This window comes from Streptomyces niveiscabiei, from assembly GCF_001419795.1.
Lineage (GTDB): Bacteria > Actinomycetota > Actinomycetes > Streptomycetales > Streptomycetaceae > Streptomyces > Streptomyces niveiscabiei.
In genome coordinates, this window is record NZ_LIRL01001091.1 from 1 (window position 1) to 1,168 (window position 1,168).

The 1,168-nt window shown below is 71.2% G+C and carries 2 protein-coding genes; one reads left to right on the top strand and one right to left on the bottom strand.

Features of this window, described 5'->3' with window-relative positions; all coding sequences use genetic code 11:
- On the bottom strand, positions 1-486 hold a 486-nt coding region (locus AOK24_RS40315), incomplete at its 3' end, for an erythromycin esterase family protein (protein WP_167376908.1).
- Between the two features lie 58 nt (positions 487-544).
- Between AOK24_RS40315 and AOK24_RS40320 the strand changes: the two genes are divergently transcribed.
- Positions 545-1,168 (top strand): MerR family DNA-binding transcriptional regulator (locus tag AOK24_RS40320; protein ID WP_055724877.1); only part of this gene is annotated, 624 nt, incomplete at its 3' end.

Here is a 1,168-nt window from a genome sequence, read left to right on the forward strand (position 1 = left end):
GGGGCCGAGGAGGCGGTCGAGGTCGCCGGTGTCCAGGGCGAGGTGGGCGTGGAGGGCGGTGAGGGCCTCGCGGGGGCTTTCCGCGTGGGTGACCTCGAAGGGGCCGTCGAAACCGGCGAAGCGTACGTGTTCGGCGGCGGGGCGGGTCGCGTTGTGGGCGCGCATCCAGCGTACGAGGTCGCGGTTGGCGCGGTGGGCTCCCCAGTCGTGGCTGAAGCCGTGGGTCATGACGTCGTCGAGGGTGCCGGTGCCGGTGGTGACGTAGTCGTCGACGAGGAGGGCTTTCAGGCAGTCGCTCTCGATGGCGATGGTGCGGTAGCCCTCGTGTTCGGCGAGCTCGCGGAAGACGTCGTTGCGGAGGTCGAGGAGGGTGTTCTCGCCGTGGGTGGGTTCACCGAGGGCGAGGAGTCTCGGGCGGGCGGGGAGGAGGTCGAGGATGGCTCGCGCCTCGACGGGACGGGCGGTGTCCTTGATGTCGGTGACCATGCCGTCAACGGTATCTTTGAACCTTCGGTGGAGACTTTTGCTGGATCTCGGCGGGGATATGGGACGTAACCTTCAAACAGGTAGGAAGCTGCGGCCGGTCGATCTGGCGCGGGGGCACGGGATCTCCCCGCAGGCCGTGCGCAATTACGAGGCGGACGGCATCCTTCCCGCCGCCGAGCGGACGGTTCACGGGTACCGGGTCTATACGGCCGTGCACGCGCGGGCGTTGGCGGCGTTTCTCGCGCTGGTGCCGGGGCACGGGCATGCGACGGCCTCGGCGATCATGCGGGCCGTGAACGCGGGAGACATCGACGGGGCGTTGCGGATCGTCGACGGCAGTCATGCGCAGCTGCTCGACGACCGGCGCACGCTGGAGGCCGTGGAGGGGGCGCTCGGCGATCTCACGCCGGTCGACGAGGCCGGCGGGGTGTTCATCGGGCCGCTCGCCGCGCGGCTGGGGGTGCGGCCGGCGACGTTGCGGAAGTGGGAGCGCGCCGGGCTGGTGCGGCCCGTGCGGGATGCGGCGACCGGGTATCGGGTGTACGACGCGGGCGCGGTGCGGGATGCGCGGCTGGTGCATCAACTCCGGCGCGGGGGTTATCTGTTGGAGCGGATCGCACCGGTGATGACGCAGGTGCGGGCGGCGGGCGGGGTGGAGCCGCTCGGGGGATTGCTGCGGGAG